Origin of the sequence: Streptomyces sp. NBC_01433 (assembly GCF_026340105.1) — a bacterium.
Lineage (GTDB): Bacteria > Actinomycetota > Actinomycetes > Streptomycetales > Streptomycetaceae > Streptomyces.
This window is the reverse complement of sequence record NZ_JAPEPM010000001.1, coordinates 416,331-439,404: the sequence shown is the minus strand read 5'-3', so window position 1 is coordinate 439,404 and position 23,074 is coordinate 416,331. Positions and strand designations below refer to the sequence as shown.

The 23,074-nt window shown below is 71.4% G+C and carries 19 protein-coding genes and 2 pseudogenes; 14 read left to right on the top strand and 7 right to left on the bottom strand.

Annotation, left to right across the window (positions count from 1 at the left end):
* Positions 1–111 precede the first annotated feature (111 nt).
* The 3 genes from OG413_RS01885 to OG413_RS01875 all read left to right on the top strand — a co-directional run bounded on the left by OG413_RS01885 (position 112) and on the right by OG413_RS01875 (position 3,998).
* Complete coding sequence (locus OG413_RS01885) at positions 112–2,649, top strand: Tox-REase-5 domain-containing protein (RefSeq protein ID WP_266802560.1); 2,538 nt, start codon at positions 112–114, stop codon at positions 2,647–2,649.
* Between the two features lie 69 nt (positions 2,650–2,718).
* Positions 2,719–3,441: a hypothetical protein gene (locus tag OG413_RS01880; protein WP_266802559.1), complete on the top strand. Its 723-nt coding sequence runs from the start codon at positions 2,719–2,721 to the stop codon at positions 3,439–3,441.
* On the top strand, positions 3,438–3,998 hold the full coding sequence (locus tag OG413_RS01875) for a hypothetical protein (RefSeq protein ID WP_266802557.1): 561 nt from the start codon (positions 3,438–3,440) through the stop codon (positions 3,996–3,998). The genes OG413_RS01880 and OG413_RS01875 overlap by 4 nt, the downstream gene beginning before the upstream one ends.
* A 124-nt stretch (positions 3,999–4,122) precedes the next feature.
* Here OG413_RS01875 and OG413_RS01870 read toward each other — a convergent pair.
* A pseudogene (locus OG413_RS01870) lies at positions 4,123–4,206 on the bottom strand (TetR/AcrR family transcriptional regulator); the annotation flags it as partial.
* A gap of 625 nt (positions 4,207–4,831) precedes the next feature.
* On the opposite strand from OG413_RS01870, the gene OG413_RS01865 reads away from it, so the two are divergent.
* Entirely contained in the window at positions 4,832–5,347 is a 516-nt protein-coding gene (locus tag OG413_RS01865; RefSeq protein ID WP_266802555.1) for an EF-hand domain-containing protein, read from the top strand.
* 490 nt (positions 5,348–5,837) lie between these two features.
* On the opposite strand, the gene OG413_RS01860 is transcribed toward OG413_RS01865, so the two are convergent.
* On the bottom strand, positions 5,838–6,986 hold the full coding sequence (locus tag OG413_RS01860) for a CdaR family transcriptional regulator (protein WP_266802553.1): 1,149 nt from the start codon (positions 6,984–6,986) through the stop codon (positions 5,838–5,840).
* Positions 6,987–7,167: 181 nt separating this feature from the next.
* On the opposite strand from OG413_RS01860, the gene OG413_RS01855 reads away from it, so the two are divergent.
* Together OG413_RS01855 and pruA are read left to right on the top strand one after the other, a co-directional pair.
* A complete protein-coding gene (locus OG413_RS01855) occupies positions 7,168–8,094 on the top strand; it encodes a proline dehydrogenase family protein (protein WP_266802551.1) in 927 nt (308 codons plus the stop codon).
* Positions 8,095–8,145: 51 nt separating this feature from the next.
* Complete coding sequence (pruA, locus tag OG413_RS01850) at positions 8,146–9,777, top strand: L-glutamate gamma-semialdehyde dehydrogenase (protein ID WP_266802549.1); 1,632 nt, start codon at positions 8,146–8,148, stop codon at positions 9,775–9,777.
* A 223-nt stretch (positions 9,778–10,000) separates the two neighbouring features.
* Here the strand turns inward: pruA and OG413_RS01845 are convergent, their stop codons facing one another.
* A complete protein-coding gene (locus tag OG413_RS01845; RefSeq protein ID WP_266802547.1) occupies positions 10,001–10,714 on the bottom strand; it encodes a nitroreductase family protein in 714 nt (237 codons plus the stop codon).
* 197 nt (positions 10,715–10,911) lie between these two features.
* Here OG413_RS01845 and OG413_RS01840 point away from each other — a divergent pair, with 197 nt between their 5' ends.
* Positions 10,912–12,003, top strand: coding sequence for a S1 family peptidase (locus tag OG413_RS01840; RefSeq protein ID WP_266802545.1), 1,092 nt, complete (start codon positions 10,912–10,914; stop codon positions 12,001–12,003).
* Between the two features lie 67 nt (positions 12,004–12,070).
* Here OG413_RS01840 and OG413_RS01835 read toward each other — a convergent pair whose 3' ends face one another.
* Genes OG413_RS01835 through OG413_RS01825 form a run of 3 tightly spaced genes read right to left on the bottom strand, consistent with a single transcriptional unit; the run spans position 12,071 to position 14,708 of the window.
* Entirely contained in the window at positions 12,071–13,276 is a 1,206-nt protein-coding gene (locus tag OG413_RS01835; RefSeq protein WP_266809812.1) for a 1-acyl-sn-glycerol-3-phosphate acyltransferase, read from the bottom strand.
* A 2-nt stretch (positions 13,277–13,278) separates the two neighbouring features.
* Positions 13,279–14,139, bottom strand: coding sequence for a phosphatidate cytidylyltransferase (locus OG413_RS01830; protein WP_266802543.1), 861 nt, complete (start codon positions 14,137–14,139; stop codon positions 13,279–13,281).
* Positions 14,136–14,708: a CDP-alcohol phosphatidyltransferase family protein gene (locus OG413_RS01825; protein WP_266802541.1), complete on the bottom strand. Its 573-nt coding sequence runs from the start codon at positions 14,706–14,708 to the stop codon at positions 14,136–14,138. Before OG413_RS01825 ends, OG413_RS01830 begins: the two co-directional genes overlap by 4 nt.
* A 99-nt stretch (positions 14,709–14,807) precedes the next feature.
* Here OG413_RS01825 and OG413_RS01820 point away from each other — a divergent pair, with 99 nt between their 5' ends.
* The 3 genes and pseudogenes from OG413_RS01820 to OG413_RS01810 all read left to right on the top strand — a co-directional run bounded on the left by OG413_RS01820 (position 14,808) and on the right by OG413_RS01810 (position 16,149).
* Positions 14,808–15,347, top strand: a complete 540-nt coding sequence (locus OG413_RS01820; protein ID WP_266802539.1) for a GNAT family N-acetyltransferase — start codon at positions 14,808–14,810, stop codon at positions 15,345–15,347.
* Between the two features lie 172 nt (positions 15,348–15,519).
* Positions 15,520–15,795, top strand: a pseudogene (locus OG413_RS01815) (LysR substrate-binding domain-containing protein); the annotation flags it as partial.
* A gap of 222 nt (positions 15,796–16,017) precedes the next feature.
* The gene (locus OG413_RS01810) at positions 16,018–16,149 is read left to right on the top strand and encodes a hypothetical protein (RefSeq protein WP_266802537.1); all 132 of its coding nucleotides are present in this window, start codon (positions 16,018–16,020) and stop codon (positions 16,147–16,149) included.
* Positions 16,150–16,286: 137 nt separating this feature from the next.
* On the opposite strand, the gene OG413_RS01805 is transcribed toward OG413_RS01810, so the two are convergent.
* Positions 16,287–17,867 carry a metallophosphoesterase family protein gene (locus OG413_RS01805; protein ID WP_266802535.1) on the bottom strand — a complete coding sequence of 527 codons (1,581 nt, stop codon included), beginning with the start codon at positions 17,865–17,867 and terminating at the stop codon, positions 16,287–16,289.
* Positions 17,868–17,997: 130 nt separating this feature from the next.
* Here OG413_RS01805 and OG413_RS01800 point away from each other — a divergent pair, with 130 nt between their 5' ends.
* From OG413_RS01800 to OG413_RS01785, 4 genes are all read left to right on the top strand, one after another.
* The gene (locus OG413_RS01800) at positions 17,998–19,041 is read left to right on the top strand and encodes a 3-isopropylmalate dehydrogenase (protein ID WP_266802533.1); all 1,044 of its coding nucleotides are present in this window, start codon (positions 17,998–18,000) and stop codon (positions 19,039–19,041) included.
* 258 nt (positions 19,042–19,299) lie between these two features.
* Positions 19,300–20,403, top strand: coding sequence for a branched-chain amino acid aminotransferase (locus OG413_RS01795; protein WP_266802531.1), 1,104 nt, complete (start codon positions 19,300–19,302; stop codon positions 20,401–20,403).
* 165 nt (positions 20,404–20,568) lie between these two features.
* Positions 20,569–21,387, top strand: coding sequence for an urease subunit gamma (gene ureA, locus OG413_RS01790; protein ID WP_266802529.1), 819 nt, complete (start codon positions 20,569–20,571; stop codon positions 21,385–21,387).
* Complete coding sequence (locus OG413_RS01785; protein ID WP_266802527.1) at positions 21,387–23,069, top strand: urease subunit alpha; 1,683 nt, start codon at positions 21,387–21,389, stop codon at positions 23,067–23,069. The genes ureA and OG413_RS01785 overlap by 1 nt, the downstream gene beginning before the upstream one ends.
* Positions 23,070–23,074: the final 5 nt, after the last annotated feature.

The window sequence follows — 23,074 nt, the reverse complement described above, 5'->3', positions numbered from 1 at the left end:
CGGGGAGGGTGGGCCCTGTGTTGGGCCCTGGGACCCACGACGGGACAGGGGTCCCGGCCCTAGCGTGAGCCATTGTCATGTCGCTACTGACAGCGGGGGTTGGGGTCACGTATGTCTGCGATCGGTGGCATACCCATTCCTGGAGCGGCCGCTCCCGTACCTGTCCCCGGGCGGCGTGATCTGCCCCGTCCGCTCGCCACGGCACGCGTGCTGCTCCTCGTACTGTTCGGCGCGACGGTACTCGGCGGGCTCGGGCTCTTCGGCTCGGCTCTCGCCGTGGACGCGATGGGCGCGCAGGTCCTCGGAGTCATGCTCTACGCCTCCGCTCCCGGCGTCCTGGGCCTGCTGCTCGCGCGGCACGTCCGGACCGGCGGAAAACGGGTGTGGTGGGGACTGGTCGCCGTACAGGTGTGGCTGGTTCTCGGGGGCGTCGCCAACATCGGTGACGGTTCGGCGGACGGCTTCAGCCAGCTGCTCCTGCCGACGCTGATCCTCGTACTCCTCCTCCGGCCGCGGAGCCGCGCATGGTTCCTGCTGCCGTCGGGGGAGCGGGGGGAGAAGCCCAAGTTCTCGCTCCCGCACATGATCACCTGGCGCCGCGACCGGGGTCAGTCGGCCCTGGAGTACCTGGGCCTGGTGCTGATCGTCGTCGCGCTCATCGGGGCGATGACGGTGGGCGGCCTGGGCGGACGTATCACCGAGGGCCTTCAGTCGGCGATCTGCTCGCTCACCGGTTCGTCGTGCCCGGTGTCCCCGGGCGGCGACGGCAGCGGATCGGTCGAGGCGGGCGGCGGCAAGGACGGCGGCGCCACGGCGGGCGGCTCGATCGGGGGCGCGGACGGCGACTCGACGGGTGGTACGGAGGGCGGCTCGACCATCACGGGCGGTACCGGTTCCACGGGCGGCACGGGTTCCACGGGCGGCACGGGCTCAACCAGCGGTACGGAAGGCGGTTCCACCGGCGGTACGGGTGGCAGCGGCGGCTCGACCGGCGGTGATACGACCGGTGGTTCCACGGGCGGCGACACCACGGGCTCCACGGGCTCCACGGGCTCCAGCGGAGGCACCGGCGGTCCCGACGACGACGGCCGTCCCGGCACCGGTGAGGACACCTTCCCCGAGGCGGGCGAGGAGCCCGAGGCCGACTACGACCAGCCCGCGTCCGCCGAGGGTGAAAGCGAGAACGGCGGCGACGGCGGCAACAAGGCCGAGGAGAAAGAGGACTGCGGCGGCTGGGGCTTCTTCGGATGCGCCTGGGACCGCACGACCCAGGTCGTCAAGGGCGTGGCCGTCGACGGGATCTGGGGCGACGTCACCGGCATCGTCGACCTCTTCAAGCCCGAGACCTGGTCCGGGATCGCCGACTACGGCAGCCAGCTCGGCGACAAGTGGATGCAGGACTCCAAGGGCGCGGGCGACAAGTGGGACGACGGCGACTACCTCGGCGCGGTCTGGGACTGGACCAAGGCTTCCGGCAACACCGTGGGCACGGTCGGCGACACCGTTTTCGTCGGTGACGAGGTCCGCGAGCGCTGGAACAACGGCGAGAAGACCCGGGCCGTCACCGATGTCGTCTGGAACATCGGGTCCATGTTCATCCCCGGCTACGACGTGGCGAAGGTCGTCGGCAAGGTCGGGGTGCTCGGCAAGGTCGGCAAGGTCGCCGAGCAGGTGGCCGAAGCCGCGGGGGACGCGGGGGCTGCCGCACGCCGGGCCCGCAAGGCCCTCGAAGCCGGCGACATCGACGGGGTCCGCAAGGCGGCGAAGGAGGCCGACGACGCCGCGGACGCCGCCGAGGACGCCGCACGCAGGACCGGCTGTGTCATCGCGTCCGGGCCGCCGCTGGTGCGGTACGGAGGTTCCGGCGGCTCGGGCGGCCCGGGAGGTTCCGGCGGCCTCACCGGAGTCGGCGGTTCCGGCATCGGTGTGCTGGCCTCCGGGTCCACCGGCCGGGTGATCCTCGCGGACGGCGGGTGCGACGAGGCGGCCAAGGCGAAGGCTAAGGAAGCCCGCGACCAGGAGCGGGCCGCCCACCTGGACCAGAAGCGGCTGGAGGAGCCGGAGCGGGCGCGCAAGGCCGAGCTGGACAAGAAGCAGTACCCCGAGGCCAACCGCAACGACACGTCAGACCCGCGCAACTACAACCCGCCGTCCTGGGCCGACGATCTGAAGGACCGCAAGCTCGGTGACGCGGACCTCGGCGACGGCTACTGGGCCAGCCGCGACCGCAACCCCGCGCCCAACTGGAAGAACGAGTCCTGGCTCCGCTACCAGGAGCAGGTCACCGGGACGAACCGCGGCCAGGAGTACGTCGTACCGCACCCCAAGGACGGCAAGCCGGCCGTGGAGTACGACGGCTGGGACTCCGGCCGGCAGACCTTCCTGGAGGCCAAGAACGGCTACGGCAGCTACCTCTCGAAGACGGACAGCGGCACCCTCACCCCGTCCGGCAAGGACAAGTTCGTCACCGAGGCGCGGTCCCAGGTGGAGGCGTCCGGCGGCCGTGCGGTCGAATGGCACTTCTCCGACCCGGACGTGGCCAAGGCCGCCCGCAAGGCGTTCCGCGACGAAGGACTGCCGATCAAGGTCGTCTACAGCAAGCCGAAGGTGAACGACAGCACCAGGAAACCGGGTGCGTTCGACGAGTAGCCTGCACGGCGTGGCCCCCGGCCGGACCGGGGCCACGCCGACGGACGACGGTCGACGGAGGAAGAGCGGATGCGACGTGTAGTGCGGGGTTTCTGGGGGCCCAGGCCGGAGTCGGCCGAGGCGCTGGCCGGTCGCTGGAAACACACCCTCGACCAGCTCACGGCCCTGCTTCCCGAGGCCGGTTCACCGGCCGGGGCGGGCCTGACCGGTCCGTGGCGGCAGGTCCACGCGTCGGGGCCCGACACCGGACTCCCGGCGGACGAGGACGCGCTGCTCGCCGCCCTGCGTGTGGTGCGGACGGCCGACGACTGGTCCGACGTCACGGGCACCGGACTGCGGATCGCCCGCGGTGACGGGTCCGGTTGGAAGGCGGAGATCAGCGGTCTGGCGGGCGGCGCGCCGGAGTTCCTGCTCCAGTCGCTCGTGATCGTCCTCCACGCGCCGGACGACGCGGAGGTTCCGGAGGCCGCACTGCTCGCGGCCCTCGCCCGGGTGTGGGAGCCGGACTTCGGGGACGTGAGCGACGACGACGTGCTCGACGCCCTGGAGGACGACGCCGGTTTCTCCGTGGGGGACCCCGTGGTGGGCCGGGTCGGCTACCTCTCCCCGGGCCGCGCGGCCCTGTTGCCGGACGACCTGAAGGCGGCCCGCGAGGAATTGCCGGGCGGCGGTGTGCTCCTGCGCATCGCGGCCCCCGGCGACACCGACGCGGTGGTCCGGGCCTACGAGCGGCTGAGCGGGGCCGGGGCGCTGCGGCCGCTGCCGCGCCCGATGGACCGGGCCGCGCTGTGAGTGCCCGGACCGGTGAGCCGTTCGCGACGGAGCGGGCCGTGTCCGATGTCGAGGACCTGCTCGTGGGCCCCCTACCGGCCACCGGGCCCACCGTGGGGGAGGGCGACCCGGACACCGGCGAGTGGACCGCCACCAGCGGTGCGGGCTTCCGGATCGTCCCGCTCTGGGAGGGCGACCCGCTGACCGGTGTGTACGCCCCCGAGTGGAACGACGCCGAGGAGGCGGCCGAAGCCCATCTCGCCTCTCTCGTCGCGGAGTTGGACGCCCGGTGGGGTGCCCACCGGGCGGTGGCCACGCATGTGCCGCTCCTCCGGAAGCAGGAGGGCGCGCCGCTGCCCCCGCTGTTCGAGGCGCTGCTCGGACAGGACCTCTACGGCGACCTGACCGTCTGGGGGCCGGTGCCGGTTTCGGCGTCGGCGTCGGTGGCTGGACCGGTGGGCGCACCGGGCCGCTGGATCGCGGTGTGCGTCGGGCACAGTGACGGGGACGCGCCGCTGGTGATGGCGGCCCTGGTCAGCGACCGGCCGGTCACGGAGCTGCCGTCGGGGGAGCGCTGACCGACCGGGGTACCGCGTCCTGACGAACTAGCCGGCCGGGTGCTCCGGGTCCTCAGGGTGCTCCGGGTACACCGCCTGGAGCTGGCCGCGTACGAAGCCGTCCGGGCCCGCCGCCGCCAGGGTGTCGGGGAGTCGGACCGCGATTGCCCGCGTCGGCCAGTACCTCGATCGCCGCGTCACGCAGCCGGTCCCGCCGGTCCGGATTCACCGTCGGTTCTCCTTCTCCCGGGGTGCCTTGCGCGCATGGGGCCTCTTGCTCGCCCGGGGTGTCTTGCTCACACGCAGCTGGACACCAGCGGGAGCCGACTGAACTATCGCGATCAGCAAAGGGCGACAAAGAACTGCGTGCTGTATCTCAGGCGATACTGCACCGGGCATTCCAAGTGCAGTCTCACCTGGCGCCTGAAGCTGAAGAGTATATGGAAGAAGTACGGCTCCGTGAAACTGGTGTTCAGTATCACCATTCCGGGAAAGCGGATTGTGTCGAATCAGAGCTACGGTCACGCGGAGGCAGGGGATTACTTCTTCCATGCCTCCCGGGGGGCGGAACGGGAGAGGCAGATCGGATTCCGAGCGAGGAAAGTGCAGCGTCCTCGGATTCGCGAGATGGTTCGGCTGGACGGACAATGCTGAATGGTCCGGCACCGTCACTGTCCAGAACATTTTCGTGAGAAACCCGAGGGTGAGCGTTTGGGCCCTGTTTACCCGAGGATCTTCGGGTCGATCCAGGTGAACGCGTAAATCGGCATATCGCCGGAAGGAATCCTTCCGGCGATATGCTATTTTGTGGGGCGGACTTTCAGCAGGTGAATTCGATCGGAAGGCTGGCGAGGGTGTCGAATTTTCTGGACTGGCGGGACAGGATGCTGCAAGCAGTCCGGCGGCAGGGGGAGCCGATGCCGGAGGAGGTGCTGGCGTGGATGTCCGAGGTGCATGATGAATTCGGAGAAATTTCCGGAGAAGAATTCTGTGAACTCTGGACCACGCGAACCTTTTCCATGGCGAGATCGGCCTTCGATGTGATCCAGAAGTCCGTGCTCGACGAAACGGGGAAAAGGGTTGTCGGGGAGGAGTTCAGCTACGTCAACTATTTTCGCGACCCGGAATTTGAGCCGGTCGGCGCGGTTCGCTTCAAGTCCGCAGAAGTCTCGACACCGGATTGGGCGGAAGTCCTTGGTGTCGTAGCGGAAGGGGTGCAGGAATTTGTTATGGATTATTATGTCACGGTCTGGCCGGTCTGTGGTTGCCACTCCTTCGGTCTGCACGTGGATTATTTCCGTGAGACCGCAGTTTGGAAATGTCATGGAGGGCCCGCAGGTGGTCATGTGGTAAGGGCGCTTGATACATAGCGAAACGCGGTGACATGCCACGAGGGGGCGTGGTGGCCGCTGCGCTGCGCGAATGGGATTTCGGTTGTTTCGCGCTCGTGTCGGTTGATGGGGTGACTTGGCCTCGGGGCTTTCGTACGCCCAGCGAAAATTGGAGGTTGGCCATGTAGGTTGTTGATTGAAGTTCTCCAAGGCCGGGTGGTTGGCGTTCACGCAGGTCGCCGTGCCGGCTCCGAGCGGCTCTCATGGACCACGGGCCCGGCCATCGTTGCCGACGAGTACCGCCCTGAGTAGTGGCCTGGCCGTGGACGGAGCGAAACTTCCGCCATGGCACCGACCGTGTGAGATCCGCCAACCGCAGATCCTTGAACGGGACCTTCCGTACCGACGCATCGTCGTAGCGGACTGACGCCATCGGCTGTTCGTTCTTCCTGCGTACCCGGGCTGGACTCTGAATGCCCTTAGTTGCCGTGCGGAGTCAGTGCGCACCGAGTCGCGGAACCCGCGCCGCTCACAGCCGTGCCCGTTTCAACGCCATGTGCAGCAGCAGCCGGTCCTCGCCGTCGTTCAGGTCGAGTCCGGTGAGCTGCTGGACGCGGGAGAGGCGGTAGTACAGCGTCTGGCGGTGGACGCCCAGCTCCGCCGCCGTCCGGCTCGCCTGGCCCGCGCAGTCGAGGAACGCCTCGGCGGTCCGGGCCAGCTCGGTGTGCGGCGGGGTCAGCAGCGTGGTCACCGCCGGGTCCGGGGCGGCGTCCGGGGTCCGGGGGAGTGCGGTCAGCAGGCGGTACGGGCCGATGGCCGCCCAGTCGGCGACCGGGCCGAAACGGGCCTCCGCCGTCGCCGCGCGGGCCGCCGACACCGCCTCGTGCCAGGAGTCGCCCAGCTCGGCCAGACCGCGGCGCGGGAGCGCGATCCCGGCCGTGGCGGCGGGGGCCGCGGCGGTGCGCAGCCGGTCCGCGGCGCTCGTGGCCGGGTCCAGCTGACCGGCCGAGCGCAGCCGTACCAGGGCCGCCAGCGACAGGGCGCCGGCACCGGCGGGGGAGGCCACCGCGGCCAGCGCCGCCGCCGACGGGACCGTACGTACCGAGGGGGTGTCGTCCTCCCACGGGGTCACGCACACCACGGTGTGCAGGCCGTCCGCGTCCGGGCCGAGGGCCTCGCGCAGGGCGGCCACCGCCATGTCGCGCTGCCAGCCGCGCCCGGCCGCCAGGACCGCGCCGAACTCCCGCGTCAGGTCCGCGCCCGCCCGCGCCTCGTCGGAGAGCAGGGCCCCGATCCGGGCCGCGACGTCCATCGCGGCGCTCAGCCGCTCGTCGGTCGGGGCGGGCTCGGCGTCGAGCAGCCAGACGTAACCGAGCACGACACCCCGATGGCGTACCGGAAGGCAGATCCGGTCCCGGAACACCCCGGCCTCCGGGGCGGCCGGAATCCGGACCGGGCCGGTCGCCCGCGCGATGCCGAAGCCCTCGAACCAGGCCCGGACCGCCGGGGTGGAGCGCCGGGTCAGGATCGAGCGCGTCCGGACGGGGTCCATGGCCGTGTCGTCGTCGCTGTCGTGGGCGCCGAAGGCGACCAGGCCGAAGTCCCGGTTCTCCAGGGTGGCGGGGGCGCCGAGCAGCGTGGAGATCTCGTCGACCAGTTCCTGGTAATCGCCCTTCACTCGCACATTCTCGCACCTCTTCAGACATATGTCTGAGGTCCCGGCCACAGATGCGTGACAGCTGTCGATGGCACACGATCGGAGTGATCCATAGATTTCACGGTGGTTCTCCGTGCCGTACCGGTTCGTTTCCCTTCCTACCGCTACGGCCGTTCGTACGTACTTTCCGTGGAGGTGCCCCGTGCTGGGTCCCGTGATTCTCGCCGCGTCGCGCAGCGACCGCATGCGCCGGTTCGTCTCCGCCGCGCCCGGCACCAAGCAGGTCGTCGACCGCTTCATCGCCGGTGAGACCGTCGATCAGGTCGTCCCGATCATCCAGGACGCCGCGGGCAAGGGCCTTGAGGTCACCCTGGACGTCGTGGGCGAGGACATCACCAGCGCCGACCAGGCCGCCGCCGCGCGCGACGCGTACCTGGAGCTGGTCGGCCGGCTCAAGGAACTGGGCCTGGGCACCAGGGCCGAGATGTCCGTGAAGCTGTCGATGTTCGGCCAGGCCCTGGAGGGCGGCCACGAGCTGGCGCTCGCCAACGTCCGCCCGGTCGTCGAGGCCGCCGCCGAGATCGGCACCACGGTCACGCTGGACGCCGAGGACCACACCACCCTCGACTCGATGTTCGCCATCCACGAGGAGCTGCGGAAGGACTACCCGCAGACCGGCTGCGTGATCCAGTCCTACCTGTTCCGCACCGAGGACGACGCCCGTCGCCTGGCCGCCGCCGGCAGCCGCGTCCGCATCGTGAAGGGCGCCTACAAGGAGCCCGCCTCCGTCGCGTACCAGGACAAGGCCGAGATCGACCGGGCGTACGTTCGCATCGTCAAGATCCTCATGGACGGCGACGGCTACCCGATGATCGGGTCCCACGACCCGCGGCTCATCGCCATCAGCCAGGAGCTCGCCCGCAAGGCCGGGCGCAAACTGGACGAGTACGAGTTCCAGATGCTGTACGGCATCCGCAGCGAGGAGCACATCCGGCTCGCGGCCGAGGGCCACCGGATGCGCGTCTACACGGCGTACGGCACCGACTGGTACGGATACTTCATGCGCCGCCTCGCGGAGAAGCCGGCCAACCTGCTGTTCTTCGCCCGCTCCATCATCACCAAGGGCTGACCCACACCCCGGCCGACCCCCACCCCGCCCAACCAAGGAGACAAGGCACTCATGGACGCTGTGACCCAGGTCCCCGCGCCGGTCAACGAGCCGGTCCGCTCCTACGCCCCGGGCTCCCCGGAGCGCTCCCGCCTCGAAGTGAAGCTCAAGGAGCTCGCCGAGAACCCGATCGACCTGCCGATGACCATCGGCGGCGAGAAGCGGATGGGTGGCGGCGAGCGCTTCGACGTCGTGCAGCCGCACAACCACCGGGCCGTCATCGGTACGTTCGCCGGGGCCACCGAGCAGGACGCCCAGGACGCGATCGACGCCGCGCTGGCCGCCGCCCCGGCGTGGCGCGCGATGGCGTTCGACGACCGCGCCGCGATCATCCTGCGCGCCGCCGAGCTGCTGTCGGGCCCCTGGCGCGAGACGCTGGCCGCCTCGACCATGCTCGGCCAGTCCAAGACCGCCCAGCAGGCCGAGATCGACACCCCCTGCGAGCTCGTCGACTTCTGGCGCTTCAACGTGCACTACGCGCGCCAGATGCTCGCCGAGCAGCCCCCGGCCAACTCGCCCGGCGTGTGGAACCGCATGGACCACCGCCCGCTGGAGGGCTTCGTCTACGCGATCACGCCGTTCAACTTCACGGCCATCGCGGGCAACCTCCCCACCGCCCCCGCCCTCATGGGCAACGTCGTGGTGTGGAAGCCGTCCCCGACGCAGACCCACGCCGCCGTGCTGCTGATGCGGCTGCTGGAGGAGGCCGGTCTGCCCAAGGGCGTCATCAACCTGGTGACCGGCGACGGCATCGCCGTCTCCGAGGTGGCCCTGAACCACCGGGACCTGGCCGGTATCCACTTCACCGGCTCGACCCCGACCTTCCAGCACCTGTGGAAGACGGTCGGCAACAACATCGCCAGCTACCGGACGTACCCGCGTCTGGTCGGCGAGACCGGCGGCAAGGACTTCGTCGTCGCACACCCCAGCGCCGACCGCGCCGTGCTGAAGACCGCGCTGACCCGTGGCTCCTTCGAGTACCAGGGCCAGAAGTGTTCGGCCTCCTCGCGGGCGTACGTCCCGGCCTCCATCTGGAACTCCGGTTTCCAGGAGGAGTTCGCGGCCGAGGTCGACGGCATCAAGATGGGTGACGTCACCGACCTGACGAACTTCATCGGCGCCGTCATCGACGAGCGTTCGTTCGCCAAGAACAAGGCCGCGATCGACCGCGCGAAGTCCGACCCGACGTGCACGGTCGTCGCGGGCGGCACGTACGACGACTCGGTCGGCTACTTCGTCCGCCCGACGGTCATCGTCTGCACCGACCCGGCCAACGAGGTCTTCACGACCGAGTACTTCGGCCCGATCCTCGCGATCCACGTGTACGAGGACGAGAAGTACGACGCCATGCTGGAGCAGATGGAGTCGGCCTCCGACTACGCGCTGACCGGCGCGGTCATCTCCAACGACCGTGCGGCGGCCGCGTACACGATGGAGAAGCTGCGGTACGCCGCGGGCAACTTCTACATCAACGACAAGTCGACCGGCGCCGTCGTCGGCCAGCAGCCCTTCGGCGGTGGCCGTGCCTCGGGTACGAACGACAAGGCGGGTGCCCCGCAGAACCTCCAGCGCTGGACGCTGACCCGGGCCATCAAGGAGACGCTGGTCCCGCCGACCGACTACACCTACCCCCACCAGGGCTGACCCCCTCCCGGGGCGCCGCAGCACGGCGCCCCGGCCCAGAGTCCCGCCCCCCGACCGGCCCCCCTGCCGGCCGGGGGGCGGTTTCCATGTCCGGGGCCGTGAAGGGGGCGGTGTCCGGGGTCGTGACGGGGTCGGTGTCCGGGTCCGTCGCCGGGTCCGTCACCGCGGCTATGTCCGGTCCGTCACCGGGACCGTGGCCGGTCCGTCACCGGGTCCGTCCGGCTCAGATCTCCACCATCACCTGGTCCAGCGACTTGCGGACCAGGTCCGGCACCTCGCAGTCCTCGGCCGGATAGCCCACCGGGATCACCGCGAACGCCTTCTCGTTCTCCGGGCGGTCCAGGACCTCGCGCAGGAAGCGCATCGGGCTCGGGGTGTGGATCAGGGCCGACAGGCCCGACAGGTGCAGGGCCGACAGCAGCATCCCGACCGCGATGCCGACGGACTCGTCGACGTAGTAGTGCTTGCGCTTCGTGCCGTCCTCGCCCAGCCAGTAACGCTGCTGGAACACCACGATCAGGCCCGGGGCGTCCGTCATATGGGACTTCACCGCGTCGGTGCCCAGCGGGCGCAGCGCCGCCAGCCACTCCTCGCCGAGCCTGCCGTCGTAGCTGATCTTCTCCTCGTGCTCGGCCGCCTCCCGGATGCGGCGCCGCACCTCGGGGTCCTTGACCAGGACGAAGGTCCACGGCTGCTGATGGGCTCCGGAGGGTGCGGTCGCCGCGCAGGCGATGGCGTCCCGCAGCACCTGCTCGGGCACAGGGTCGGTGGAGAACCGGCGTACGGTCCTGCGCCCGTCCATCCGGTGCCGCAGACGGTCGGCCTGGTCCAGGGACTCCTCGGCCGGCATCCGCTCGGGGCGGTACGGGACCGATCGGTACGGGTCGCCGTGGACCGGGGTCCACTGCTGGGGTGCGTCAGTCGTGTTCTCGGGCATGGCGGCAGTGTGCGGCCCGCGCCCGCTCCGCGAACAGAGGGCCTTCGGACAAGGGCGGGCCGCCCGTCCCGGTCAGTGTCCGGTCACCGGGCCCGCGAAGGGCCTTCCGGGTAACGCGCTCTTGCGGGTTAGGTAATGAGCATGCCAAATTCCTTGCTCGGTACGTCCCCACGCGTCACCCGAGAAGGAGCACCCCCATGAGACGCACTACCCGTGCCCGCGTCGGCGTTTCCCTTCTGCTCGTCATCGGCACCCTCGGCCTCGGCGCGACTCCCTCCGGGGCGGCGCCCGTTCCGGAGCCCGCCCCCACCGCGCCGCCCACCTCCACCGCGCTGTCCGCCCCCACCCCCGCCGCCTACGCCCTGGACGCCGCCCTGGAGCGGCGGCTCGGGGCCGGAAGCGCCGGGAGCTACCTCGACCGGAAGACCGGTGACCTCGTCGTCACCGTCACCACCGACCGTGCCGCCGAACAGGCCGTGGCCGCCGGGGCCACCGTGCGCCGGGTGGCGCGCAGCGCCGCGCAACTGGGCGCCGCGATGGACACCCTGGAGGCCGAGGCGAAGATCACCGGCACCTCCTGGGGTGTCGACCCCAGGACCAACCAGGTCGCGGTGGAGGCCGATCAGTCGGTCTCCGCGCGGGACCTGGCCCGGCTCGGAGCCGTCGCCGACCGGCTGGACGGTGCCGTACGCATCACCAGGGTGCCCGGCGTCTTCCACCGCGAGGTGCTGGGCGGCGGCGCCATCTACGGCGGCGGGAGCCGGTGTTCGGCCGCCTTCAACGTCACCAAGGGCGGCGCCCGGTACTTCGTCACCGCCGGGCACTGCACCAACATCTCAGCCAACTGGTCGGCCACGTCCGGAGGACCGGTCGTCGGGGTCCGTGAGGGCACCAGCTTCCCGACCAACGACTACGGCATCGTCCGGTACACCGACGGCTCCGCGCCCGCCGGGGACGTCGACCTCTACAACGGCGGCTCCCAGGACATCGGCTCGGCCGCCGACGCCGTCGTGGGCCAGACCCTCAGTAAGAGCGGCTCCACCACCAAGGTGACCAGCGGCACCGTCACGGCCGTCAACGTCACCGTCAACTACGGCGACGGGCCCGTCTACAACATGGTCCGCACCACCGCCTGCTCCGCGGGCGGCGACAGCGGCGGCGCCCACTTCGCAGGCTCCGTCGCCCTCGGCATCCACTCGGGCAGCTCCGGCTGCACCGGCACCAGCGGCTCCGCCATCCACCAGCCGGTCAAGGAAGCCCTGGCCGCCTACGGCGTGACCGTGTACTGACCGTCCTCGCCCCCCGGACCGCACGGTCCGGTCTCCGCCCCGGGCCACGCCGCCCGGGGCGGGCAGTTCACGCCCAGCCGTGCACGATCAGCGAAAGCCCCGCCGTGAAGCCGCCGCCCAGCAGCGCCAGATAGCGCCCGTAGTGCCTGCGGTGGCGCCGCATCAGCAGCCCGAACGCGGCGAACCCGAGCCCCACCGACAGCGTCCGCGCACCACGCGCCGTCGCGGAGGCGGCGGCCCAGTCACCGGCCGGCACCCCGGCGCGCCCCGCCTCGGCGCCGTACACCTTGAACGGGATGCCGTTCCACGGCTGCCGCCGCACCGCCGACGCCCCCTCCAGCGCCAGCCCCCGGCGGACCTCCGCCCGCATCCGGTCGGTGGTCAGCGGCGCGGGCAACTGCGGCCCCGCCGAGGCAAGTTGCAGGGCGAGCAGGCCGCCCGCCAAGCTCCCCGCCAGTGCCCCCAGCGACATCTTCCACGCCGCACGCGGCACCGCCACACACACCACCCCGAGCAGCAGCTCCGGCATCAGCGGCCAGCTCAGTGCCTCCGCCAGCGCCCAGACGAAGGCCAGCGGCACACCCCACCGGGACGTCACGACCGACGCCACCCGGCGGCGCGCCGCCGAGTCCCCGAGCGGTTCGGCGACCGTACGGGAGTGCAGCGCCACGACCGCGTCGCGCGCCCCGGCCGGGGTGACGGCCGAAGGCAGCGGCTCCCCGATCGTCACCCGTACCAGGGCCGAGCGCAGCCGCCCGTGCTTGGGCAGCAGCCGGTCCGTACCCGCGATGCCGACCGGCACCACCGGCACCCCCGCACGCTCGGCCAGGACCAGCGCACCGCGGTGGAAGGAGCCCAGCTCGCCGTCCTTGCCCCGGGTGCCCTCGGGGAACAGCACCACCGCCCGGCCCGCCCGCAGCTCGTCCGCCATGGAGAGCAGATCGTCCATGCCGCCCCCGCCGCGCCGCACCGGGAACCCGGCCGCGAGCCTGCGGCAGATCCGGCGCCGCCACGGCGAGGCGAACCAGTAGTCCGCCGCCGCCCCGATCACCGGGATGTGCCGCGCGTCCAGCGCCGCGAGGAGCGCCGCGGTGTCGGCGTGCGAGGAGTGGTTGGCGACGACGACACAGCCGCCGCGCGGCAGCCGCCCGCGCCGCTCCACCCCACCGGTCAGGCTCAGCACCGCCCACCACAGACCGCGGCGCAGTGCCGCGGTGAAGCGGGAGCGTGCCGGGAGGTCCACCCGGCCGGGCGTGGGCAGCGGGGTCGTCATCGTCACGTCATCACCATCGCCAGGAGAAGAGCCACCAGCAGGGAGTCGATCCGGTCGAGGAGGCCGCCGAACCCGGGCAGCCAGCTGCCCGCGTCCTTCACCCCCGACTCGCGCTTGACCATCGACTCGATCAGGTCACCCAGGACACAGCCGCCGAGCACCGCGGCCCACAGCGCCACCGAGAACGAACCGAGCACCAGCAGGAGCAGCGCCGTGGCGAGGGCCGCGCCCAGCACCCCCGCCCAGGTCTTGTTCGGGGAGAGCGGGGAGAGCCGCCGGGCGAGCGGACCCCGGCGGCCCAGCGCCGTACCGCCGCACCAGGCACCGACATCACCGAGCGCCACCGCCAGGCCGACCGCCGCCCCCGTCCCGCCCAGCGTCACCAGACCCGTCAGCGCGACCGGAATCCACAGCAGCCCGAAGGCCGTCCGGGCGCCGCGGGTGAAACCGCGCGCGTCGTCACCCGACAACACCGGGGGCAGCGCCGCCGCGAGCAGCAGCAGGACCGCCGCCCGCGGGTCCAGGACCTCCGGCGTCAGCCACGCCAGGGCCGGCCCGAGGACCGCCGCCGCGACCAGCACCGCGTGGTCGCCCCGCGTCAGCCCGGCCATCCGGACGAACTCGGTCACGGCGACCACCCCGAGCCCGGCGGCCAGCACGAACGTGCCCCCGCCACCCAGGAAGTACGCCCCCAGGAAGACCGGCGCGACCAGCGCCCAGGTCCGCCACCGCTTGCGCAGTTCGGCCCGCGTCCGGACCTTCGACGGCAGTACGGCTACGGCCACGCCGCCCGCCCCCAGCACACCCGCGACCAGCGGTACGGCTCGCGCCGCCGCCTCCTCGGCGATCAGTACGGCGCTCATGCCAACTCCCGCCACAGCCGGGCCAGCCGGAGCGCGGCGGTGAGCAGCGAACCGGCGGCGATCACGATCAGTACGGGCACGGCCCAGCCGCTCGCCGCCGCGACCACGGCCAGCAGACAGCGTTCGGTCTTGCCGACCGGGCCGCCGTTGTGCCGGGGCGCACCGGCCGCCGCGCCCGCCAGCGACACCCAGGACGGCAGCGTCGCCGCGAGCGCGGCCACCGCCACCAGCCACAGCGGGGCGAGCGCCAGGAACCCGGCGAGCACGACCAGGTCGGCCGCCCGGTCGCCCAGTTCGTTGAGGACCGCGCCGCGCCGGGTGGTCCGGCCGGTGTCGCGGGCCAGCGCCCCGTCGAGGTTGGCGAAGGCGAGCCGCGCCGCGAGCAGCACGGCGACCGGGAGCGCGGCGGGTCCGGCGGGCAGCCAGGCCAGCGCGGCGGCTCCACCGGCCGCCGCGACGACGCCCGCCGCGGTGAGGGTGTCGGGCGACACCTCACGGCGGACGAGGCGGGCACGGACACCGGCGAGCCGGTTCGCGTACCAGGGCTTGAGAGCGTAGAGGCCGTTCATAGGGGCAACTCTCGTGCGACGCACATCCTTTCGGCACGGCCCGGGTACTCAAATGGATACTGAGTACCGGGTGAGGGCCGCGCCTGGGACCCTGGGTACATGACCGAACCGGCAACCCTGCACCTCGCCCACACCTACGAGCTGACCGCGCCGGCCCTCGCCGGGATCCGCGACCTCCTGGACACCGCGTTCGACGGGGATTTCTCGGACGGCGACTGGGATCACACCCTGGGCGGCGTCCACGCCTGTGTGCGCGACGGCAGCGGACTCCTCCTCGCCCACGGCAGCGTGATCCAGCGGCGGGTGGTCCACGGGGGACGTTCGTACCGCGTCGGCTACGTCGAGGGCGTGGCCGTCCGCGCCGAGCACCGCCGGGAAGGGCTCGGCGGACGCGTGATGGCCGCACTGGAACGGGTCATCGACGGGGCGTACGCCTTCGGGGCGCTGTCCGCGTCCGACGCGGGGGCCGCGCTCTACGTGTCCCGGGGCTGGGAGCCGTGGCCGGGGCAGCTCGCCGCGCAGGGGCCCGAGGGCGTCGAGCCGCTGCCCGACGAGGAGGGCAGCACCTACGTACGCGGCACGCTGCCCGCCCGGTCCGGGACGCTGGCCTTCGACTGGCGCGACGGGGACGTGCTGTGAGGCGGGGTTCCTCGGGTCGGTGTTTCGACGGGCGCCGTTTCCACGGGCAGTGCTTCTCCGCGCGCTGTTTCCCCTGGGGGTGATGCGCGGCCGAACCCGCGCCCCCGATGATCCGTCGGTGGGCGGCGCGGGAGTTGATCCCGCGGGCGATGGTGGATCCTGCGGGCGACGGTGGATGCCGAGGACGACGGTGGATGCCGAGGACGACGGAGCGGTGCTCTCGATGGTGTCCGGTGGTCTCGGCATGGCGATCATGCCCGGACTGTCCCTCTATGGAGCACCCGACGGAATCGAGATCACTGCTCTTGGACCGGATCGCCCCACGTGGTCGATCGGCCATGTCACCACCCCTGAGCAGGCACGATCCCTCGCCGTGCGGGCGCTGATCCGCGAACTGCGCGCCGAACGCCGAGGGGCGGCCGTCTCAGATAGTAGGAAGTCCGAGTAATTGTGGAGACAGAGCGGCCCGGCTGTCCTAGCTTGGTAGGAGCCGAACGACTCGCTCGATCCAGCGATTGGTGGTCGTGAGCGCCCGCCACGAAGCAGGCAACCCCTGCGGCGACGCTCCCCGCCCCTTCCGGCACCTCGAAATCCCGCTCTTGACTGTCGACATCCGGATTCCCCGGAATCCGGTCCCGGCATCCACGCGATCTCAAGGAGTCGATCCATCATGGCCGAGACGACTGTCCGCCGCCGCGTCCGTCACACCCCCCGCCCGACCGAGTCGGAGCGCCGGAACGCCGCCGCCGCCCTGCAGCGCGCACTGGACCGCAGGGACAACGGCGGCTCCACGGGCCACTGAGCCCGCACCGGAACCAGCACGGTCCGAACCGGCCCCGAAGCCGGACTCCGGCCGCACGGGACCCGGACCGACCCGGACCGACCCGGACCGAACCGACCCGGGACCAGCCCGGCCCGGCCCCGCCCCTGATCCCGGTCTCAGTGCCCCCGGGCGATCTCGAAGTGGTCGATGCGCTCGCCCGACTCGGCGAGCGCGGTGACCTTCATCCGGGCGTGCCGGCCCGGCAGCACCTCCACCGCCAGGAACGAGAAGCCGGTGTAGCGCACCCGGGACCACTCCACGGTCTCGGCCGCCTTACCGCCGCCCTTCGCCACGTGGTACGTCTTGACGCTGTCCAGATCCTTGACGTGTCCCTCGTAGCTGTCCGGCGCGGGGAAGTCGTACAGCGCCTTGCCCGCGCCGCCCGCCGTGACGTACACGATGCCGTCCCGCGTCGGGTCGGTGCGCTCGCCGATCGGCACCGGACGGGCGACCGCGTTGCGCAGGATCGCGTCGGTGCGCTCGTAGACGTGGTTGTGCCCGTTGATGACCAGGTCCACCTGGTGCTTCTCGAAGAGCGGCACCCAGGCGTCGCGCACCCCGCCGTCCGAGGCGTGCGCGTTCGTCGTGGAGAAGGCGCAGTGGTGGAAGAAGACCACCAGGAAGTCGATGTCGTGGCGGGCCCGCAGCTGGCCCAGCCGCCGGTCCAGCCACCGCGTCTGGCCGCCCCCGCTGATCCCGAAGTTGGCGGGGATCTCGTACGACACGTCGTTGGCGTCGAGGGCGATCACGCCCACGTTGCCGTGGACGAAGGAGTACGCGCCCGGCTGGTTCACCGGGTCCGGGCCGTTGTCCGGCAGGGTCCAGCGGGCGTTCTGGCCGCCGTACCCGTCCGGCGAGTACCACGCCTCCATGTCGTGGTTGCCGGTCGTCACCATCCACGGCACGGTCTTGGCGACGGTCTCCGTCTGTGCCAGGAACTGGTCCCAGGTGCGCGCGTCGTAGGAGTCCGTCTCCCGGCCGGAGCCCGACGGGTCGGCGTAGCAGATGTCGCCCGCGTGCAGGTGGAAGGCCGGGTTCTGGCCCAGGATCAGCTGGTCGTTGCCGAGCGCGTGGTAGCTGACGCCCTGGTCGCCGAAGGCGGTGAAGGTGAAGGGCTCGGCGTGCGCGGGCGCGGTGGTGAAGGTGCCGAGCGTGCCGAGGTTGCGGGTGTCGGCCGGGTCGAAGCCCTCATGGCCGACGCCGTAGTAGTACGTCGTCCCGGGCCGCAGCCGGTCCAGGCTCGCGTGGACGTAGAACTGCTCGGCGGCCGCGATCTTCCCGCCGTTCAGCTCGGGCGTGGTGAGGTGACGGACCTCGGCGTCGATCCGGCGGCTCAGCGCCCACGGCTTCGCGCCGATACGGAGGTACGGCCGCCGCACGGCGAACGGGACCTGCCAGGAGACGGCCATCTGCGTCCGCGGGTCCGCCCCGTACGCGAGGTGCCGGCCGAACGGCGCGACCAGCGAGCCGTCCACCTGGGTGGAGGTGCGGCGCGAGGTGATCACCGAGGGGACGGCGTACGCGGGAGAGGCGGCGCCCGCCCCCGCGGCCAGTCCGGCTCCGGTGACGGCCGCGGTCGCCACGCTCGTGCGCAGCACTCCGCGCCGGGTGAGACGGGTGCGCAGATAGTCGTGCTGTTCCGCCATGCTCATGCGGCCGGCGAGCTTCTCGGGGATTCCGAAACGAGGGATGTCCATGACGGAAAAGATCCACCGGCGGGCTGACCGCATACCGGCAAGTAAGTGAACGGTACACGTACAGCTCCCCATGTGTCCGTATAATGGACGGTGGATGTCATGGGATGGGACGCATGGTTAGGCTGCCGTTATGTCTCGCAGCATCAATCTCGCAGTGATCCCCGGTGACGGAATCGGCCAGGAAGTCGTGGCCCAGGGCCTCAAGGTCCTCAACGCTGTCCTCCCGCAGGATGTGAAGCTGGAGACCAAGGAGTACGACCTTGGCGCCCAGCGCTGGCACCGCACCGGTGAAACCCTCCCGGACGCGGAGCTGGAGGCGCTCAAGAGCCACGACGCCATCCTGCTCGGCGCGATCGGCGACCCCTCCGTGCCGTCCGGCGTCCTGGAACGCGGGCTGCTGCTGAAGCTGCGCTTCGCCTTCGACCACTTCATCAACCTGCGGCCGTCGAAGCTGTTCCCGAACACCGCGACCCCGCTGGCCGGCCGCCCCGACATCGACTTCGTCGTCGTCCGCGAGGGCACCGAGGGCCCGTACACGGGCAACGGCGGCTCGCTGCGCACCGGTACCCCGGCCGAGGTCGCCACCGAGGTCAGCGTGAACACGGCATACGGCGTCGAGCGCGTCGTCCGCGACGCCTTCGAGCGGGCGAACGCCCGCCCGCGCAAGAAGCTGACGCTGGTCCACAAGAACAACGTCCTCGTCTACGCCGGTCACCTGTGGAAGAACACCTTCGACCGGGTGGCGGCCGAGTACCCCGAGGTCAGCACCGACTATCTGCACGTCGACGCCGCGACGATCTTCTTCGTCACCCAGCCGGAACGCTTCGACGTCATCGTCACCGACAACCTCTTCGGTGACATCCTCACCGACCTCGCCGCGGCCGTGACCGGCGGCATCGGCCTGGCCGCGTCCGGCAACATCAACCCGACGGGCACCTTCCCGTCGATGTTCGAGCCGGTCCACGGCTCTGCCCCCGACATCGCGGGCCAGGGCAAGGCCGACCCGACCGCCACGATCCTCTCCGTCGCCCTCCTGCTGCGCCACCTCGGCTACGAGACCCAGGCCGCGCGCATCGAGGAAGCCGTCTCCGCCGACCTCGCGGAGCGCGACGGGGGCAGCACGCGTACCACCGACGAGATCGGTGACGCGCTCGCGGTACGCGTAGCGAGCTGACCCGACGACTCCACTTCGAAGCCGCCGGGTCGCGACCGCACCCGGCGGCTTCACCTGTGCGGCCTCCGGATGCCACCATCGACCACTGGACCGCATTCGCGCCATTTCGTCCACGGCCACCCACGAGCGATAATCGAACGCGGGGCCGTGGCTTGCGGTAAAGCTCGGACGTCCTAGGACCTGACCGGAAACCGCCGGGCAGAAACCGGGGCGTGAGCGCGGTCCATCACACACAAGACCGGTGAAGGACACGCACTCATGACGACGCCCACGATCGAGCTCAAGCCCTCCTCGAACCCGCTGTCCGACGCGGAGCGCGAGGCGATCCTGGTCAACCCCGGATTCGGCCGCCACTTCACCGACAACATGGTGACCATCAGGTGGACCGAGGGCCGCGGCTGGCACGACGCCCAGCTCGTCCCCTACGGCCCGCTGTCGATGGATCCGGCCAACATGACCCTGCACTACGCGCAGGAGATCTTCGAGGGCCTCAAGGCGTACCGCCAGGCCGACGGTTCGGTCGCCACCTTCCGCCCCGAGGCCAACGCCGAGCGCTTCCAGCGCTCCGCCGCGCGTCTCGCGATGCCGCAGCTGCCGGTCGAGACGTTCATCGAGGCGTGCGACGTCCTGGTCCAGCAGGACAAGGCATGGGTCCCGGCGCACGGTGGCGAGGAGTCCCTCTACCTGCGCCCGTTCATGATCGCGGCCGAGGTCGGCCTCGGTGTGAAGCCCGCCAACGAGTACCTCTTCCTGGTCATCGCCTCGCCCGCGGGCGCCTACTTCCCCGGCGGCGTCAAGCCCGTCTCGATCTGGCTCTCGGAGAACCGCGTCCGCGCCGTCCCCGGCGGCATGGGCGACGCCAAGACCGGCGGCAACTACGCCGCGTCCCTCCTCGCCCAGGCCGAGGCCGCCGCCCAGGGCTGCGACCAGGTCGCCTACCTCGACGCCGTGGAGCACAAGTGGGTCGAGGAGCTCGGCGGGATGAACCTCTACTTCGTGTACGGGCGGGAGGACGGCTCGAAGCGGATCGTCACCCCGGCCCTGACCGGCTCCCTGCTCGCCGGTGTCACCCGCGACTCGCTGCTCAAGGTCGCCCGTGACCTCGGTTACGCGTCCGAGGAGGGCCGCGTCTCCATCGACCAGTGGCGCGACGACACCGCGAACGGCACCCTCACCGAGGTCTTCGCCTGCGGCACCGCAGCCGTCATCACGCCCGTCGGCATCGTCAAGTCCGCGGGCGGCGACTGGACCCAGGGCGACGGTACGCCCGGCGAGATCACGCTGAAGCTGCGCGAGCGCCTGCTCGACATCCAGCGCGGAGTGGTCGAGGACACCCACGGCTGGATGCACCCGCTCGGCTAGGGGTCCGGCTCCCCAGCCGCACCACTCAGGCCGCGCCCGGCTCCCCGCCGGGCGCGGCTTTTTTGTGCCCATCCATTTGAGCGGCGCTCCAATCGACGAGTGATCGGCTTCCCTTTGCCTCGTATCTACCGTTAGAGTGCTGCTCTAACAAGGAGGTGCACGGACATGCGACTGACCCCGACGGAACGCGACCGGCTACTGCTCTTCGGTGCCGCCGAACTGGCCCGTGCCCGCCGCGCCCGGGGTCTGCGGCTCAACGTCCCCGAGGCGACCGCGCTGATCGCGGACACCGTCTGCGAGGCCGCCCGTGACGGGCGGCGGCTGGCCGAGGCGATCGAGGCGGCCCGCTCCGTGCTCGGCCCCGGCGATGTGCTGCCGGGCGTCGCCGACGTGGTCACCGAGGTCCATGTGGAGGCCGTCTTCGACGACGGCTCCCGGCTCGCCGTCGTCTCCCGCCCGCTGGGCGCCGGCCTCGGCGACCTGGCACCCGGCGCGCTCGTCCCCGGCCCCGCGACCCCCGAACCGGTACCCGCGCTCCGGCTGACCGTCCGGAACACCGCGACCGTGCCCGTCAGCGTGACGTCCCACTTCCACTTCTTCGAGGCCAACCCCCGGCTCGACTTCGACCGGGGCGCGGCGTACGGGATGCGGCTGTGCGTGCCCGCCGGGTCCTCGGTCCGCTTCGGCCCCGGCGAGCGCGTCGAGGTCGGCCTGGAGCCGATCGGCGGCGCCCGGATCGCGATCGGATTCGCCGGGCTCGTCGACGGCCCGCTGGACGCACCGGGCGCGAAGGAGGAGGCCCTGCGCCGTGCGGCGGCCTGCGGCTACCTCGGAGCGGCACGGCAGACGGAAGCGGAAGCCGAAGGTATCGGACCACAAGCCGAAGGTATCGGACCACAAGCCGAAGGCACCGGACCGCAAGCCGAAGGAGCCGGAGCCGACGAGCGGGCCGGAGCCGTGTCCGGCGGGGAGGAGAAGCGCTGATGGACCCGTACGCATACGCCGCCACGCACGGCCCGCGCGCCGGGGACCGCGTCAGGCTCGGGGACTCCGGGCTGACCGTCCGCGTCGAGTCCGACGCGCAGAGGCCCGGCGAGGAGTTCCTCGCCGGATTCGGCAAGACCGCCCGCGACGGGCTGCACCTCAAGGCCGCGGCCGTCCGCGACACGTGCGATGTCGTGATCAGCAATGTGCTGGTCATCGACGCGGTCCAGGGCATCCGGAAGGTGTCCATCGGTATCCGCGAGGGCCGGATCTCGGCGATCGGGCGGGCCGGGAACCCGGACACCCTCGACGGTGTCGACGTGGTCGTCGGCACCGGCACGTCCATCGTCTCCGGCGAGGGGCTGATCGCCACGGCGGGCGCCGTGGACACCCATGTCCATCTGCTCTCGCCGCGCATCATGGAAGCTTCGCTCGCCTCCGGCGTCACCACGATCATCGGCCAGGAGTTCGGCCCGGTCTGGGGCGTCGGCGTCAACTCGCCGTGGGCCCTGCGGCACGCCTTCAACGCCTTCGACGCCTGGCCGGTCAACATCGGCTTCCTGGGCCGCGGTTCGTCCTCCCACCGGGCGCCGCTGGTCGAGGCGCTGGCGGAGGGCGGGGCCTGCGGCTTCAAGGTCCATGAGGACATGGGCGCCCACACCCGCGCCCTGGACACCGCGCTGCGGGTCGCCGAGGAGTACGACGTCCAGGTCGCCCTGCACAGCGACGGGCTGAACGAGTGCCTGTCGGTGGAGGACACCCTGAGCGTCCTGGAGGGCCGCACGATCCACGCCTTCCACATCGAGGGCTGCGGCGGTGGGCACGTCCCCAACGTCCTGAAGATGGCGGGCGTGGCGAACGTCATCGGCTCCTCCACCAACCCCACCCTGCCCTTCGGCCGGGACGCGGTCGCCGAGCACTACGGGATGATCGTCTCCGTACACGACCTGAAGACCGACCTGCCCGGCGACGCGGCCATGGCCCGCGACCGCATCCGGGCGGGCACCATGGGCGCCGAGGACGTGCTGCACGACCTCGGGGCCATCGGGATCACCTCGTCCGACGCCCAGGGGATGGGCCGGGCCGGCGAGACGGTCCGCCGTACGTTCGCGATGGCCGGCAAGATGAAGGCCGAGCTGGGCCCGATGGAGGGCGACGGACCGGGCGACGACAACGCCCGTGTGCTGCGCTACCTGGCCAAGCTCACGATCAACCCCGCCATCGCGCACGGCCTCTCCCACGAGGTCGGCTCCATCGAGACCGGCAAGCTCGCCGACATCGTGCTGTGGCGCCCCGAGTTCTTCGGCGCGAAGCCCCAGCTGGTCCTGAAGTCCGGCTTCCCCGCGTACGGCGTCACCGGCGACCCGAACGCGGCCACCGACACCTGCGAACCCCTCGTCCTGGGACCGCAGTTCGGCGCACACGGAGCGACCCCGGCCGATCTCTCGGTGGCGTTCGTCTCCGGGGCGGCGACCCAGCTCGGCGCCGACCTGATGCCCACCCGCCGCCGCCGGGTCGGTGTCCGCGGCACCCGGGGCATCGGCCCCGCGGACCTGCGCCTCAACTCCCGTACGGGACAGGTCGCCGTGGACGCGGACAGCGGCCTCGTCACGCTGGACGGCGACCCGCTGCGCTCCGAGCCCGCCGACTCCGTCTCCCTCAACCGCCTCTACTTCCTCTAGGACCC

Excerpts from the sequence above, each read along its gene's own strand:
- OG413_RS01825 (WP_266802541.1), bottom strand. The coding sequence starts at position 14,708 with ATGAACGGCCTCTACGCTCTCAAGCCCTGGTACGCGAACCGGCTCGCC.
- OG413_RS01845 (WP_266802547.1), bottom strand. The coding sequence starts at position 10,714 with ATGCCCGAGAACACGACTGACGCACCCCAGCAGTGGACCCCGGTCCAC.
- OG413_RS01840 (WP_266802545.1), top strand. The coding sequence starts at position 10,912 with ATGAGACGCACTACCCGTGCCCGCGTCGGCGTTTCCCTTCTGCTCGTC.
- OG413_RS01830 (WP_266802543.1), bottom strand. The coding sequence starts at position 14,139 with ATGAGCGCCGTACTGATCGCCGAGGAGGCGGCGGCGCGAGCCGTACCG.
- pruA (WP_266802549.1), top strand. The coding sequence starts at position 8,146 with ATGGACGCTGTGACCCAGGTCCCCGCGCCGGTCAACGAGCCGGTCCGC.
- OG413_RS01805 (WP_266802535.1), bottom strand. The coding sequence starts at position 17,867 with ATGGACATCCCTCGTTTCGGAATCCCCGAGAAGCTCGCCGGCCGCATG.
- OG413_RS01820 (WP_266802539.1), top strand. The coding sequence starts at position 14,808 with ATGACCGAACCGGCAACCCTGCACCTCGCCCACACCTACGAGCTGACC.
- OG413_RS01800 (WP_266802533.1), top strand. The coding sequence starts at position 17,998 with ATGTCTCGCAGCATCAATCTCGCAGTGATCCCCGGTGACGGAATCGGC.
- ureA (WP_266802529.1), top strand. The coding sequence starts at position 20,569 with ATGCGACTGACCCCGACGGAACGCGACCGGCTACTGCTCTTCGGTGCC.
- OG413_RS01880 (WP_266802559.1), top strand. The coding sequence starts at position 2,719 with ATGCGACGTGTAGTGCGGGGTTTCTGGGGGCCCAGGCCGGAGTCGGCC.
- OG413_RS01785 (WP_266802527.1), top strand. The coding sequence starts at position 21,387 with ATGGACCCGTACGCATACGCCGCCACGCACGGCCCGCGCGCCGGGGAC.
- OG413_RS01835 (WP_266809812.1), bottom strand. The coding sequence starts at position 13,276 with ATGACGACCCCGCTGCCCACGCCCGGCCGGGTGGACCTCCCGGCACGC.
- OG413_RS01795 (WP_266802531.1), top strand. The coding sequence starts at position 19,300 with ATGACGACGCCCACGATCGAGCTCAAGCCCTCCTCGAACCCGCTGTCC.
- OG413_RS01885 (WP_266802560.1), top strand. The coding sequence starts at position 112 with ATGTCTGCGATCGGTGGCATACCCATTCCTGGAGCGGCCGCTCCCGTA.
- OG413_RS01810 (WP_266802537.1), top strand. The coding sequence starts at position 16,018 with ATGGCCGAGACGACTGTCCGCCGCCGCGTCCGTCACACCCCCCGCCCG.